14 protein-coding genes are annotated in these 13855 nt (G+C 48.0%); 9 read left to right on the top strand and 5 right to left on the bottom strand.

Annotation, left to right across the window (positions count from 1 at the left end; genetic code table 11):
• Positions 1-2025, bottom strand: a complete 2025-nt coding sequence (locus tag P2W70_RS28130; RefSeq protein WP_276484901.1) for a pentapeptide repeat-containing protein — start codon at positions 2023-2025, stop codon at positions 1-3.
• Positions 2026-2124: 99 nt separating this feature from the next.
• Here P2W70_RS28130 and P2W70_RS28125 point away from each other — a divergent pair, with 99 nt between their 5' ends.
• Positions 2125-2625, top strand: coding sequence for a DUF5063 domain-containing protein (locus P2W70_RS28125; RefSeq protein ID WP_276484900.1), 501 nt, complete (start codon positions 2125-2127; stop codon positions 2623-2625).
• Positions 2626-2630: 5 nt separating this feature from the next.
• On the opposite strand, the gene P2W70_RS28120 is transcribed toward P2W70_RS28125, so the two are convergent.
• Positions 2631-3230: a hypothetical protein gene (locus P2W70_RS28120; RefSeq protein ID WP_276484899.1), complete on the bottom strand. Its 600-nt coding sequence runs from the start codon at positions 3228-3230 to the stop codon at positions 2631-2633.
• 546 nt (positions 3231-3776) lie between these two features.
• Between P2W70_RS28120 and P2W70_RS28115 the strand changes: the two genes are divergently transcribed.
• The gene (locus tag P2W70_RS28115) at positions 3777-4280 is read left to right on the top strand and encodes a DUF4251 domain-containing protein (RefSeq protein ID WP_276484898.1); all 504 of its coding nucleotides are present in this window, start codon (positions 3777-3779) and stop codon (positions 4278-4280) included.
• 52 nt (positions 4281-4332) lie between these two features.
• Here the strand turns inward: P2W70_RS28115 and P2W70_RS28110 are convergent, their stop codons facing one another.
• Both P2W70_RS28110 and P2W70_RS28105 read right to left on the bottom strand, forming a co-directional pair.
• Positions 4333-5304, bottom strand: a complete 972-nt coding sequence (locus tag P2W70_RS28110) for a glycoside hydrolase family 43 protein (RefSeq protein ID WP_276484897.1) — start codon at positions 5302-5304, stop codon at positions 4333-4335.
• Positions 5305-5376: 72 nt separating this feature from the next.
• A complete protein-coding gene (locus P2W70_RS28105) occupies positions 5377-6309 on the bottom strand; it encodes a DUF3078 domain-containing protein (RefSeq protein WP_276484896.1) in 933 nt (310 codons plus the stop codon).
• A gap of 196 nt (positions 6310-6505) precedes the next feature.
• Between P2W70_RS28105 and P2W70_RS28100 the strand changes: the two genes are divergently transcribed.
• The 5 genes from P2W70_RS28100 (at position 6506) to P2W70_RS28080 (ending at position 11318) form a co-directional block, all read left to right on the top strand.
• Positions 6506-7294 (top strand): tryptophan-rich sensory protein, encoded by a 789-nt coding sequence (locus tag P2W70_RS28100; protein WP_276484895.1) that lies wholly within the window; start codon positions 6506-6508, stop codon positions 7292-7294.
• Between the two features lie 75 nt (positions 7295-7369).
• Entirely contained in the window at positions 7370-9217 is a 1848-nt protein-coding gene (locus P2W70_RS28095) for an alkaline phosphatase (RefSeq protein ID WP_276484894.1), read from the top strand.
• 54 nt (positions 9218-9271) lie between these two features.
• Positions 9272-10531 carry a flavin monoamine oxidase family protein gene (locus tag P2W70_RS28090; RefSeq protein ID WP_276484893.1) on the top strand — a complete coding sequence of 420 codons (1260 nt, stop codon included), beginning with the start codon at positions 9272-9274 and terminating at the stop codon, positions 10529-10531.
• A gap of 99 nt (positions 10532-10630) precedes the next feature.
• On the top strand, positions 10631-10792 hold the full coding sequence (locus P2W70_RS28085) for a hypothetical protein (protein ID WP_276484892.1): 162 nt from the start codon (positions 10631-10633) through the stop codon (positions 10790-10792).
• Positions 10773-11318: a DUF6169 family protein gene (locus tag P2W70_RS28080; protein WP_276484891.1), complete on the top strand. Its 546-nt coding sequence runs from the start codon at positions 10773-10775 to the stop codon at positions 11316-11318. The genes P2W70_RS28085 and P2W70_RS28080 overlap by 20 nt, the downstream gene beginning before the upstream one ends.
• A 142-nt stretch (positions 11319-11460) precedes the next feature.
• On the opposite strand, the gene P2W70_RS28075 is transcribed toward P2W70_RS28080, so the two are convergent.
• Positions 11461-12252 (bottom strand): hypothetical protein, encoded by a 792-nt coding sequence (locus tag P2W70_RS28075; protein ID WP_276484890.1) that lies wholly within the window; start codon positions 12250-12252, stop codon positions 11461-11463.
• Between the two features lie 352 nt (positions 12253-12604).
• Here P2W70_RS28075 and P2W70_RS28070 point away from each other — a divergent pair, with 352 nt between their 5' ends.
• Positions 12605-13099: a hypothetical protein gene (locus P2W70_RS28070; RefSeq protein WP_276484888.1), complete on the top strand. Its 495-nt coding sequence runs from the start codon at positions 12605-12607 to the stop codon at positions 13097-13099.
• Positions 13096-13578 (top strand): hypothetical protein, encoded by a 483-nt coding sequence (locus P2W70_RS28065; RefSeq protein ID WP_276484887.1) that lies wholly within the window; start codon positions 13096-13098, stop codon positions 13576-13578. Before P2W70_RS28070 ends, P2W70_RS28065 begins: the two co-directional genes overlap by 4 nt.
• Positions 13579-13855 lie beyond the last annotated feature (277 nt).

Below are 13855 nucleotides of genomic sequence, written 5' to 3'. Positions count from 1 at the left end.
CTAAATGCCTAATAGCTTTGTAATGATCGGATAGTTTCCAGCGATATAGACAAAGAAAAGGATGATAAAAAAAATACCGAGCAGCCACTCGAAAATGACAATCCTGACCAATCCCTTTGAGAAATTGAAATAAGTCATGGGAAATCGGGGTGAAAAGAATACAATAAAGCTAAAGTAAAAGGCTCTGAACAAGTCCATGGCAAAAACGCGAACGCCAAATTTTTGCCAGAAGGATTTTTCTTCAACTTCCTCCCGTGTGAAATAATTACTTTTTTCAGTCGTGGTTGTACTCTTTGTAAGGTGTGAAGTCACTTCACGCTGGTACAGAAACGCGTATATCAAGCTGAACAATAATATAACCATCAGGCAGGTGCCAAAGAAATTCATTTCTCCTTCGTATCCAAAATTGACTACTTTTTCTAGAAAACAAAGCCAATAGTATTTTAATATATTATGTCTTTTGTAGTATTCCTGCTCGTATTGCTTTACCTGGTAATAAAACCGGTTGCTTATCTTTTGGTGACTAGAACCTAAAAGGTCATCGCTTTTAAAATTTGATTTAAGGTATTCGTTAAGTTGCTGATACTTTATTTTCACCACTTCAAGGTCTTCTTCCCGAAAGTTGCCGAATGGGTTAGCATGTGTATCACTATTTTCACTCACCGGTACAAAATATCGTACGTCAAAGCTTTTCGTGCTGTCATTCCAAAAAATGTATTGGTTATTGTCGTTCCAGCCCCAGTCAATAATAAAGAATATTTTCTCAAAGGACGGCAGGTCCAGGGAAAGTTTGCTTACGGGATCTTCTTTAGACAACAGTACGTTACACGATTTCTTGAAGTAGCTGCCTTTGAATGTACTTCTGATAAAATTAGTGTTCCTGAGGTCAACCAGATTTTGAAATTTGCAATTTTGGAACAGGCAGGTGTCGAATGTTTTGTCTTTCAGGAATAAGGGCCCATTGAAGTTACAGTTGTTGAAGTTGACATCCTTAAAATAACTGCTCTGAAAGATGATGTCTGCATTAAAAGTTACCTTATTGAAGAGCATGTTGCTGAAACTGTATGGTACTCTTCTACTGCTTTCTATATATTGTTTTGAATTTAAATCCCGACTGCGATCGTAGTACTGCAAGTTTTTATTAGTGTCGAGATAGTATTCAGGAAAGTATTCGTCATAAGGATTGTAATTGTTTAGAATATTTCCTTGTTTGTCGTTATGGATCACAATAAATGTGGAATCGAATATGACCTTGTCAAAGATTGTTTTGGGAGTGGGACGTTTGCGTGGGAGATAACCGAAGTAACTGGTGTTATCATTGAATCCAATGATCACTGAATCTTTAAACTGGGCATCATGTATCGAAAACGTAATGAAATTGTTGTTGATAAGCTTTAATGACCTCCAGAAGACGGTATTGGTGACTTTGCCCCTGACATACTTACTGGCGTCAACATTGTATAGGTCAATTATTCTTTTTTTATTGCCAACCGTGAATCGTGCAATGCTATTGTCGAGGCGTATGGGAGCGGTTACCTCTACTTCGAGCCAATATTCATTGCTGGCTGCACCCCTATTGTCTGCTTTAACTTCCTCTGGCATTTCTCTTCTGATGATTTTCTTCCGGATATGTCCTCCTTGGTTTACCCAGGAGGCACGGATAAGGCTGGCAAAAAAGTCCTGCACAAATAGCGAATCGAGGAAGAAGCCGCCGTTTTTATACGGGAGTGGCCAATATGCTTTGTGATACGTGAGGTAAACATTCTCCCCGTATGTGTGCCGGTAATTCTCTTTATATAGAATAACCTTGGTATCCTCGGAAGCGAGAAGCGGTTCTTGTAGTAATTTGTCTTCAACGATCTGTAGATAGTAGTAGTTCGGATTAATGCTATCGATAAAAAGTTTTTGTGAAGCCGCAGCAGGCTCGATTTTTTCTTGAGCTGTAGCAGGTCTGAAATAGATAAGGAGCAGAATAAAAGGGAGTAAACGGTGCATCAGTAAATATGGCAACAAAATTTGCCACAAAACAGGGTGTTTTTCACGTTTTTCTATTTAGTAGATTTGTACAGGCGGGTAACAATTGTTGCTATTAGTTTATAAATATCATAACCGAAAACAGGATCCATGCTTACATCCCAACCGATCAAAGATTTCATCAGTGCAGCAAGGGCTTATTGTATGTTTATTGAAACGGACCTGGGGCATGATCCGCGGCAGTTTCTGCGCACCGTGCAGAAAGACCTGCTGACGTTGTATCGTGCGGGCCTCGACCTGCCCGACATCACGCCGGCCACTACGATCAACCTGGAGGCCAATGACCACAAGATCCATATGGATCGCGTTCGCCGGATGATCACCGACCACCTGCCCTTGAATCGCTACTGGAATACACTCAATATGCTGCAGGTAAACGAGCCAACACAGGTCAGCACCGGTGACCTCATCGATGACCTGGCAGCCATCTACCTCGATCTGAAAAGAGGGCTGCTGCTCTTCGAAGCGCACGACAACTCCACCAAAGAAGAAGCTATTTGGGAGTTCAGGTTTGGCTACGAAAAACATTGGGGCAATCGCTGCATGGATGCCCTGCATGTCATTCACCGGTATTTGTCGGCTAATCAATAATCCATTCAGGAACTTTCAATACCTGCCACCCTCCTGGCAGGATGTTCGCGTACCCACAGGTGCACCAGGGCACTGCTGCGGCGCGCAGGTGTTGTAGCAGGGATCACCCGAAGCGGGTGCCGCTTCACGGTCGACCTATGTTGACTGGCAGCTATTCGCTTGTTGGCACGAGTAACTGGTAATTGTTTTTCCTCCGGTAGGGGCTTGTCCGCGACAACCCGCTGCTGGGGCTTCTTCACCACCGGCGCCTTGGCTGGCACCAGTTGGATGCCCAGGGGCCGCAAGTACATCCGCTGCAGGTATTCCTTCACCTCCGCCACCGTCCACTGGTTACACAACCAGTACATGGCCTCGCCCGTCAGTTTGCGGTACAAGCCACTCATTTTTTTGTCTGCAGGCAATACGGCATAAACGGCAGCAGCCATACGCGATGCTTTCGCCAACAAGCTCGCCAACTCCCTGGTACGACCAAAAGCTGGGTCTTTCTTAACCCGTTCACGGGTCAGCGAACTGGTCGTGCGCATAAAGTACCGCCCATACATCTCGTAGATGACGACCGGGCCAAGGTTGCCCGTCACAGGTGGTATGCAGTTGAAGCGTGCCATGAATATATGGTCAATAAAGATAATGCATTGCCGTCGGCCTTCCAAAAAATACGTCGGAAATGACCACTATATTGGTCTGGCCAAGCTGGCCCCAAGGTAGGGTTAACCTAGGGTCTGGCTCCAAAGTTAATGCGCAAAAAAGCAAGGTTTACCGAGGGATTACCAGTGGTTGAGCGATGGAAGACCGCTCTAATCCAGTGAAAATCAATGCAAAACCCGGGCGCTAAACCAGGCTGCCGGAAGTGCACATCCCGGAAACGGTCAGATTTTATCAATGCGTTATGGTGCTTCATGGCGTGCCGGTGGGAGTGTCTAAGCCAAAAAAGGACGGAGGTTGGATCAGGGAGACGCTCTTCTGTTGCCCCTTGGTTTCGCGGATGTGCGCCCTGTGAGCGCCATTGTCAGGCCAGCAGCTTCGTTAACAAATTTAAAAAGAAGGCTATAACGCCGCGTTAATCTTCGTGGCGCCATCCCGCTACCCCGCTGGCATGAATTTGTATTGGTGTAAATTGCTATGTATTGTTCAAGTTTAAATAAACAGGAGTTATGAAAGCATTATCATACACCAGGACCCTGGCATGGATGCTGTTGATGAGCATAGGTTTTCTCAGCACGGCTACCGCACAGGACAACAAAGCAAGTAAGAAGGAAGAGAAAGCTGCGCAAGTGACGGCCATGATCGAAGCGCAGCGATTTGTATTCAGGCCCCAGTCGGCCAATCCCATGCGAGGCCGGCTGATCCAGCTGACGACTGAGTACTCGGTGAAGGTGGGCAAAGACACGGTCGTATCCGACCTGCCTTATTTTGGACGTTCGTTTACTGCGCCCATCGATCCTACCAAAGGTGGCATCCAGTTCAATTCCACCAAGTTTGATTACAAAGTAGAGAACATCAAAAAAGGCTGGCAGATCACCATCAAGCCCTCCGATGTGAGTGATGTGCAGCAGTTTTTCCTGACGGTGTTTACCAATGGCTCCGCCTCCCTACAGGTAACGAGTACCAACCGTACGCCGATCACCTTTAACGGGCAGGTATTGGAAAGGAAATAAAATGCAGAGGGCCGCTGATTTCAGCGGCCCTCTTGCTATTTGCTCATAGTGTTTATTTCAGCTTCCGCGGCTTCACGCCTTCGAAAGTGATCTTGACGGGTTGTATCAATCCGTTTTTGTCGAATACCATTTTGTCTATACAGGTAACACGGTGGTTGGCATGTGTTTCACTGAGCGGACGGCGGTGGTATACCATGTAATACTCGTTCTTCTTGGGGATCTGGATCACCGAGTGGTGACCGGCGCCCCTGGCCACCGTAGAGTCTTGCTGCAATACCGTGCCGATCCTTTCAAAAGGACCAAAAGGTGTATTGCTGATGGCATACGCCACGCTGTAATTGGGGCCTGTCCAGCCGCCTTCACTCCACATGAAATAGTACTTGTTGTCTTTCATGAACATGAACGGCCCTTCTACATAGCCTTTGGGCGTGATCTCCTTGTAAATAGTACCGTCTTCGTAGGGAATAAAGCCCGAGAAATCAGGTTTCAGTTTCACGATATTGCAATGGCGCCAGCCGCCATAGATCATGTAGTACTGGCCGTCTTTGTCTTTGAACACAAACTGGTCGATGGGTTGGGCGCCATTATAAAATTTATCCAGCAGGGGCTTTCCCAGCAGGTCTTTGAAGGGGCCTTCGGGTTTGTCGGCAACGGCTACGCCAATACCACCTGCCTCATTGTTGTTTTGAATATCATTGGCCGAAAAGAACAGGTAGTATTTGTTGTCTTTCTCGATGATGGCTGGCGCCCACATCGCTTTCTTCGCCCATTTTACGGACGCTGTATCCACAATGCGGGGATGTTTAGTCCAGTTAACGAGGTCGGGTGAGGAAAAGGCATCCATGAATACCTGCTTCTCATATTTGTCGCTATACGTAGGATACACCCAATATGTTTTGTTGAAGATAATTCCCTCGGGGTCGGCATACCAACCTTCAAAAATAGGGTTACCGGAAGTCTTTTTGGATTGTGCTACCGCCACCAGGCTGGCGGCCAACAATCCGGCCATTAACCAATATCTCATGTACTTTAAATTAATAAGTGTGCAATATAGTAAGCCTCGTGAATAATACCCGCTCCGGACGTTAACACGCCCTTAAAACTTCACCACAAATCCAACACCCATCAACTCTTTGATCTGTGGCTTGGGGCCCCCGGCGGTGCCGTCTTTTCGAACTGTTGGTACATCGTTGTCATAGATCACATCCAGGGAAAGATTCATATTGATGAGCCTGGTGATCTTAACGGCTATGATATTCGTCCAGAAAATATCTATGTTAAATGGGTCATGCCGGTAATTGGAAAACAACTCCAGACGCGTTTTGTAATTGGTGGTAGGGGTCAGTTTTTTATTCCAGTTTATTGACGCATAAGCACCCAGCTCCATCTTTACATTTTTCCCGCTGTCTACGCCAAAGGCGCCTACAGAAGCCAAAGAATCATTCTGCACGATAACCCACCGGGAAGTGATCGGCGACATGAATAAAGAGAATGCTTCTACAGGCTTGTAGTCCATACCCACGGAGAGCACCACATAGGCGGGCGAGAGAAAATTAGACGTCAGCACCTTGTTCGTATCGGAAGGGTAGGCATACCCCCGGGCAAACTGGCTACGGAAATTGAGCAGCGTACTCAGGTACCACTTTTTATCCAGCTCGTACCCATATTTCGACACAAAGTCGATCCGGTCGTCGGCCTTGCGTTGTCCAAGACTGGTAGTGTTTACCATGCCATAGGCCATATCGAGGTTGTTGTCCCAGGAGTGACGACCATGTTTATAATAAGCGAACAAATTCACCAGCGATGTCAGTGACAGGGAAAAATTGTCACCCCCGGCCGACCAGTTGCTGAGGGCGCCCTGGTTCACATTGAGGTTAAACGTTCCGCCAAATTTCCAGGAGCGTTTGCTGGTGTCGCTGGTATTGCGGTTAATGGTACGGCTACCTTCACTCTTTAATCCCTGTACAGTTTTGTCTTGGGCAGCGAGTTGCAGGCTGTAGAAAGCCAGCAACAGGAATGCATATTTCATAGCGTATGATTTGAAAAAAATGCCACTTCCACAAAAAAAGCGCCAAAACAGCTTGATTATGAGGCAGACATGCTGAAAATGACAACATTTCCGCTAGGGCCGTTGAAAGGCATCTACGTTTTGGGCTGATTATCGGTCGATAGAGCCTGCAGAGCCTGCCTGGCATAATTCTTATAAGAAAAAATAAAAAGATGTCATGAAAACACCCAATACCATATTGCGCTGGTTAACCCTGTTGGCAGTGATTGTGAACGTCGGTCTGAGTACGGCCATGGAGCGTATGGGATGGGGTGGTGCCTCCATGCGGGAAGTGACGGACAGGTATGATAATTTTTTCGTGCCTGCCGGTTATGCCTTTTCGATCTGGGGTGTTATCTATTTTTCATTCATCGTATATGCCATCGTGCAGCTTTTACCTGCTCAAAAGCACAAGCCAATCTATGATCACCTGGCCGTTCCGGTCATCCTGATCAACCTGCTGGGCCTCGCCTGGCAATTTGCCTACCGCAACAACCAGATCTCCCTTAGTGTGGTGATCATCCTCGTGATGCTGGTGGCGGGTATGGTCTATTTCATCCGCACCAATCAGGGCATCTGGGCGCAGCACCGCAGTAAATGGCTCATGGTGCCTTCCTCGTTGTTTCTCGGCTGGATCAGTGTAGCCACCATTGCCAATGTGTCGTTGTGGCTGGTAGCGATGGGGTGGGATGGTGGTGCGCTCAGCAATGGTAACTGGACCAATATCTTGCTGGCGGTGATCGTATTGCTTTCGCTCTTTATTAGCATCCGATATAAGGATTTTCTGTATCCCGCAGTGATAGCCTGGGCTACCTATGCCCTGTTTGTAGCACTGCAAAACCGCGACGAACGCGTGGCGCAAACAGCGATGTATGTAGCGATCGCCGCGATCGTGCTGACCATCATCGCCGCCGCCCGCAACGCCCGCATTGAACTGCGGCACCACCGCACCCGGGGTGTTTCATAATAATTTATTAATTAATGCTACGGGATATGCGGGGTTGATGGGCCGTATCTTGCGCCGGTCTTATTAACTTTCGGTATGAAAAAACTGTTCGCCTGTCTCTTCAGCCTTTATACAGTTACTGCCTGGGCCCAACCTGTTCAATACACGACGGCCAACGCTCATTCTCACAACGATTACGAAAATCCGTTTCCTTTCCGCGCTGCTTATAACCAGGGGTTTGGTTCTATGGAAGCAGACCTACACCTGGTCAACGATACTTTACGGGTAGCGCACGACAGTGCTCATGCACCCACCAGTCCCGATGTAGAAAGTCTTTACCTGAAGCCGCTCGCGGCCCTGGTACAGCAGCATGGTGGATTTCCGTATGCAGACCACAACAAGCCTTTACAACTACTCATCGACCTGAAAACGGACGGTGTACCTACCCTGGCAAAGTTGGTGGCTGTGCTGAAGCAATATCCTTCCCTGGCCAACAATCCGAAGATCCGTTTTGTGATCTCGGGCAGCCGACCCGATCCTGCTACCTGGCAACAGTACCCGGCCTTTATCTGGTTCGATGGCAGCCTGGGTCAAACCTATACTCCCCCAGCGCTGCAGAAGATCGCTTTATTGAGCGCCGACTTTCACAAGTTCACCAAATGGAATGGGAAAGGCCGCCTGCCAGCGAAAGAAGCAGACACGCTGCAAAAGCTGGTCGCTTTGTCACATTCGCTGAACAAGCCGGTCCGTTTCTGGGCTACCCCCGATAACATCAATGCCTGGTACCACCTGATGCGGATGAAAGTGGATTTCCTCAATACCGATCGTATTGTTGAAATGGGTGGTTTCCTGCAACGACTGCCCCGCACTACCTACCAGGCAGATAGTGCCTATAGTCTATACAATCCCACTTACAGGAACGATGGCTTGCCTAAGAAAGTAAAAAATGTGATCCTGCTGATCGGTGATGGCACAGGCCTCGCTCATTGGTACAGTGGCTATACGGCCAACCACGCCAGCCTCAATGTATTCAATATGCGCAGCATCGGACTGTCGAAGACCAGCTCGTACGATAATTTCATCACCGATTCAGCGCCCGGCGCTACCGCCCTCTCCACTGGCCAAAAGACCAATAACCGGGCAGTAGGCGTCGATCATACCGGCGTAGCGCTGCCGCAGATCCCGGATTATGTTCATCCTAGAGGGATGCGTAGTGGTGTGATCACGTCGGGTGATATGTCGGATGCAACACCTGCCTCTTTCTATGGTCACCAGGCGGAGCGCAGCAACGATGCAGGCATGTTTGCCGACCTGGCCCATTCGCCCATACAGTTGCTGATGGGGTCAGGCAATAGTGGTCTTAATCCGGCATCGGAAGCCGTTTTACAACGGCAAGGTTTTCATATTGTCCGCACGCTGGACAGCGTTCCTGCCCACTCTGCCCAACGATGGGTGGTGGCCGATGAGCGGGCCCATCTCTCTGTGTTGAATGGTCGTGGCAGTTGGCTGCGCCAAGCTTTTGATAGGTCGCTCAGTATCCTGTCACAAAATAAGGGAGGTTTCTTCCTGATGGCAGAAGGTGCGCAGCCAGATCATGGCGCACATGACAACAATTTTCCCTGGTTGGTGACCGAAGTGATGGACCTTGATCAATTGGTAGGCCGCGCCATGGAATTTGCAGATAGCAACGGCGAAACACTTGTTATCGTAACTGCCGATCATGAAACTGGTGGCGTATCGTTGATGGCTGGTGACTATACAGCGGGAAGGATCGCAGCCCAGTTTGCGACCGACGACCATACTGCCATACCCGTTCCCGTGTTTGCTTATGGTCCGCAATCCAATCTCTTTCAGGGCGTTTACGAGAATACTGCTATTTTCGGTAAGATCCTGCAGGCGCTGGGTATACCGCCTGCCGGTAAGGTAACCGCCGGTAAGCGATAAGTACCAGGCGGTTGGCCGTAATTTTGCAGCGTACCCGACATCCCACTAGTGACTATGGCAACTACCATTTTGATTATAGGAGCCGGAGCTGCCGGATTGATGGCCGCTCGCGAATTATCGGCCCGTGGCCACGCAGTAACCGTATTGGAAGCCCGCCACCGCGCCGGTGGCCGAATGCACACGATACAGCCCGATGGTTTCACTGTGCCCGTTGAAACAGGGGCCGAATTCATACATGGTAAATTACCGGTCACCTTAGCTTTACTGGATGCCGCGGGTATCGGTTACACCCCGGTACAGGGCCGTATGATCGAAGTACGCAAGGGTCGTTGGCACCGCCAGCAACATTTTGTGGAAGGCTGGTCCACCCTCATGGAGCACTTGCAGACAGTTACAGAGGATATGACTGTCCGGGCATTTCTGAACAAACACTTTTCCGAAGATAGGTATGAAGAGCTGCGTCGATCCGTACAGCGCTTTGCAGAGGGGTACGATGGCGCAGACATCGACCGTGCCAGCGTGATGGCCCTGCGGGACGAATGGGCCAAAGAAGAAGAGGAACAATACCATATAACCGGCGGTTATGAAAAGCTGGTAGACTACCTCTACACACAATGCGTGCGGCAGCGATGCCTGTTGTATTTCAACAGTCCGGTACATTCGATTCGCTGGCAGGCGGGGACTGTAGAAGTAGCGACAACGGATGGACGCACTTTTGCCGCCAATAAGGTCATCCTGACGGTCCCCCTGGGCGTTTGGCAGCAGCCGGAACCTGCTATCCAATTTACACCTGCCATCTCTGCGCAGCTGGACGCTTTGCGGCAAATGGGGTACAGTGCCGTGATCAAAGCCAGCCTGGAGTTCAAAACACCTTTCTGGCTGGAGTATGAGCGCGAGCTGGGTTTCCTGTTTAGCGAAGAGATTTTTCCCACCTGGTGGACGCAGCTGCCGCATCCTGCGCCGGTACTCACCGGCTGGATAAACGGACCGCAGGCCGCGTCGTTTACGCAGGTACTACCTGATAAGATGTTGCAATACGCACTGTATTCCCTGGCTGGTATATTTGGTCTGCCGCTCGTGTTTCTCGAGCAACAGTTGGTAGGCAGCCAAATCACCGATTGGGGCACCGATACCTGGTCGCGGGGCGCTTATTCCTGGGATACTTTGGCTTCCAGGGCGGCGCGGCGCTTGCTGCGGGAGCCGGTGCAGGATACGCTCTATTTTGCCGGCGAAGCGCTTTATGAAGGTGCTCATCCCGGTACGGTAGAAGCTGCCCTTACCAACGGCCTGGAAGTGGCCAGGAAAATTGGGTAAGTATAAGTTTTATAGCATTTTGAAAATACTTATTAAATGTAATGTGTGTTGAGGTTTATTAGATATATTTGATATGTCTAATAATAAAACTACCTTTACATGGTTATTATGCTTAAAAAAATAGTCATACCGGCTTCCAATACAAAGGCAGTAGCTTTTTTTGATGCTTTGAACAAGACAAAGGAAGAAATCAAAAAGAAGCTTACCGATAAGTCCTTTACTTCACCTGCCCGGGATAAGCATGAAAAAAACGGCAATTAACCACTACCCCTATTGCCGGGAAGAATTACCAGATCTCAACTTCACCTATCAGTTTTCTACGCATCATCAGTTGGGTTATATTGTGTACTTCAATAATACGGAGTATGACAACTGGCTGGCAGATTTTCCGCTTTTGTATAATAATGGCTATGCTTTTGGTTTCCTGCGAATCAACTTCGGCAGTGAAATAAGTTCAGTCGTTGACACACGTGTTGCTGTAACCATATGTAGCATTATTTCGGATTACCTGGTGTTGCAAAGCCCGGAAACCATACTGCTTTATCATTGTGATGCAGCCGATAGCAGACAGGCGGTCAGGATGCGATTATTTCAACGATGGTTTGATCGATACAATCCCGGAACTTTTATCAAAAATGACCTCGAAGTATTATTGGTGAATCAGCGGGGAGAAGTTCCCTATTACCTCGGTTATATTACCCGGTCAGACAATAAGCTGATCAATGACTTTCATCATGAATTTGAGCAAATAGCACAGCAATTCATAGGACTCAGTCTGGCGAAATAACGGACATTGTAGGTTGCCCCTCCTGACCACATTGAGGGAACGCAAGCAATAACGAAACAGCCATCAATTAGATCAACCAGTTGATTAATCACCTTGATGGCTGCCCGCCTCTCTGTTAATCGTGTTGCTATTTATGCCCGAATCAGTTCAATTCTTTCAGCCATTGCTGCGCGTAAGCCCGGGCAGCCGTGATGGTCTCTTTACCACTGCGGAAACACCTTTTCCAGGTTTCGTCTTTTGCTTCCAGTTTGGGGTCTTCGAAGCGTTTCCGTCCATTCTTCTCTATGAGCTTGGCATTGAAGTCGATATCGGCGGTAAAAGCAAGGAATTCCTTTAACCGGAGTTTCGTCAACTCCTTTACGGTAGCTGGCCAATAAGTTTGGTAATCCTTCACGGCCTGTTTGTATTGCTCCCCGTTCTCGTCGGCGTCATCGACATCCTGCAGGTACATCTTGTGGTTGGGGTGCTTGGGGTCTTTAAGGGCAGCAAGCATATCCTGCTGCATTTTCAGGGTGCCTTCATACAGCTTTTTCATGTCACCCGTTTGCCCCTTCATATCTGCCTTGGTCTTCTCTACATCTTGCTCCAGCTCCTTGATCCGTTCTTTCAGTTTAGTCGCTTTGTCTGCGGGATCCTGCGGTTTGGCAGCATCACGGGCTTCTTTATAGGCCTGGGCAAATTCAGGCGAATTGACATACTTACGGATATAGTCACCAAGTTCTTTGACGGCGGCGCCTCGCTGGCCGGTTGCGAGTACTTTTAACGCAGTGGAGTAAGGAAATGCCAGGTTTCCCTCCTTGAAATTTCCTAAAATGTAGTCCTTCGCGTCAGCTTCGGCTATCCGCAATTGATCAAGAACGTTCTTATAGGCGGTAAAGGCGGTGGTTCCCAATGCAATAAGGGCTACCAGCAAATAGTAGTGTGTTTTTTTCATGACTTACGATTATTGTTGGCGATCGGCTGTAAAAGTACCGTCCGCGAGAGGCTACGCCCAGCACAACACTACCAAACTGCATAAAAACCGGATGAATTGAGGTATGGGGCGATGATCGATCGGAAGTTTAGGCCTGGAAAACCTCTCGGTATATTGTGTGCTGCTTACGCACTGACAGACAACGTTTACGGGTATATGACAAAAGGTGATTTAACCCTTTTTTAATGCGCTTCGACACAGTATATTTACCGTTTACGATGGTAAAAAAAAATGACGCAGTTGGTCAATTATACTTACTTTCAACTTGACAACCGCCCTATGAAATTAGTCTTAGTGAAAACCTATTAGCAACTTGGAAACCCTCATCATAAAAGAAACGCTGAAGTCCAAACTCAGTGTAGGCGTTGAACCTGCTGTCGATTATCTGTACTCCAATTACAGTTCAATGCTTTATGGCTTTGTACTGCAGTTTATTCCTGATCAGGCAGAAGCTGAAGAAGTGCTTACCATGATTTACAACAACCTGGCAGGCAGGCTTGAGGAGGCCTGTAATGCCACCCTGAGCGTCTATTGCTGGATGCAGGTGGAAGCCAGGAAGTTGATACTTGACTACAAGCAACAAAAAGAAAAAAGGTTGAATGGGCATGCTGTACCCGGCGTAAAGCCGCAGGCCTATTACCTAAAGCTATTGAAAGGCGCTACCGAAGAACAGATCAAGGTTTTTACCGAGATGTTCCTGCATGGTCACGCCAAAGAATCAGTAGCAACCCAACTGAACAAAACCGCGCATGAGGTGGACAGGCTATTGAAAGACAGCCTGCTCATTCTGCAAAAAAACTTGCAGTGAACATTAACAGTTATATACGCAGTGGCGTAATTGAGGCTTATGTACTGGGAGTAGCATCACCTGACGAAAGGCAGGAGCTGGAAGCTCTTTTGCCTCACCATATTGAATTACAAGTTGCCTTATCCGTCATCGAACAACAGTTTGAAGTATTTGCCCTCCAACAATCGGTTCCGCCTCCCACACGAAATCGTAAGCGGTATGATGACTTCGTCGACCGCATGCCTGTTCCCTCCAAGGGTAATGGTAAGGTACCTCCGCGCGGCAAAGACACCGGTGAAGATGGATACATTCCAGTAGAAGCTTCCGACACACATATACGCGTACACAAATACTGGCGCACCTTTGTACTCGTGCTGGCCATCCTCTTCAAGCTCCTGGCTGTCGCTTTTATCATCATGTGTGTTAAATACTTCCACATGCGCAGCGAAGTGCAGGATATGAAGCAAAAAATAGATCAGGTACAGTCCGGCAGGCGGTAAATAGTCTCTTAATTTACAACCACTTCTACACAATCATTCATGCTTGCGTAACAAGGCGGTTTCTATTACCCTACTTATCTGGTAGGAATTTATTTTGGTGAATTGACCTACACCAGTATCTTTGCTGTCTATCACGATGCTTACCAGTCAAGGTTTAAAAGTGTAACTAATGAGAAAGACGCCTGTGTTGATGAACTTATCCACTGCACGACTGAAACAATCCTTTCATTCGAATACCCCGTCTTGTAGCACAACCTGCTGTTGTTGCTGTCTTTAA

The sequence above is a fragment of the Paraflavitalea pollutisoli genome (assembly GCF_029360705.1).
GTDB classification, from domain to species: Bacteria; Bacteroidota; Bacteroidia; order Chitinophagales; family Chitinophagaceae; genus Paraflavitalea; species Paraflavitalea pollutisoli.
The sequence above is the reverse complement of the archived record's forward strand: the minus strand, read 5'-3'. Positions and strand labels throughout refer to the sequence as shown.